Below are 926 nucleotides of genomic sequence, written 5' to 3'. Positions count from 1 at the left end.
ATGAACCACCCGAACTTCACCGACCCGCGCCTCGACCCTACCCGCACGATCCGCGCGCCGCGCGGCAGCGAGAAGGTCTGCAAGACCTGGCTGGCGGAAGCCGCCTACCGGATGCTCCAGAACAATCTGGACCCCGAAGTCGCCGAGCATCCGCATGCGCTCGTGGTGTACGGCGGCATCGGCCGCGCCGCGCGCAACTGGGAGTGCTTCGACCAGATCCTCGCGTCGCTCAAGGACCTGAACGAGGACGAGACGCTGCTGATCCAGTCGGGCAAGCCCGTGGGCGTGTTCCGCACCCATGCGGACGCCCCGCGCGTGCTGCTCGCGAACTCGAACCTCGTGCCGCACTGGGCCACGTGGGAACACTTCCACGAACTGGACCGCAAGGGCCTCATGATGTACGGCCAGATGACGGCGGGCAGCTGGATCTACATCGGCTCGCAGGGCATCGTGCAGGGCACCTACGAGACGTTCTATTCGGTCGCGAACCAGCACTTCAACGGCGACCCGAAGGGCCGCTGGATCCTCACGGGCGGTCTCGGCGGCATGGGCGGCGCGCAGCCGCTCGCGGCGACGATGGCGGGCTTCTCGATGATCGCGGTGGAATGCGACGAGACGCGCATCGACTTCCGCCTGAAGACGCGCTACGTGGACCGCAAGGCCAAGACCATCGACGAGGCGCTGGCCATCGTCGAGGAAGCGAAGCGCACAGGCAAGCCGGTTTCGGTGGGCCTGCTCGGCAATGCCGCCGACGTGTTCGCCGAGTTCGTGAAGCGCGGCATCACGCCCGACTGCGTGACGGACCAGACGAGCGCGCACGACCCGATCAACGGCTACCTGCCGCAGGGCTGGACGGTCGAGCAGTGGCGCGAGGCGCAGAAGGTCGCGCCGGAAAGCATCGTGAAGGTCGCGAAGGAGTCGATGGC

At 67.4% G+C, this 926-nt stretch carries 1 protein-coding gene; it reads left to right on the top strand.

Features of this window, described 5'->3' with window-relative positions:
• On the top strand, positions 1–926 hold a 926-nt coding region (hutU, locus tag AB4Y44_RS42390), incomplete at both ends, for a urocanate hydratase (RefSeq protein WP_368702814.1).

It is taken from the genome of Paraburkholderia sp. BR10937 (assembly GCF_040965695.1).
In the GTDB taxonomy this organism is placed as follows: domain Bacteria; phylum Pseudomonadota; class Gammaproteobacteria; order Burkholderiales; family Burkholderiaceae; genus Paraburkholderia.
The sequence above is the reverse complement of the archived record's forward strand: the minus strand, read 5'-3'. Positions and strand labels throughout refer to the sequence as shown.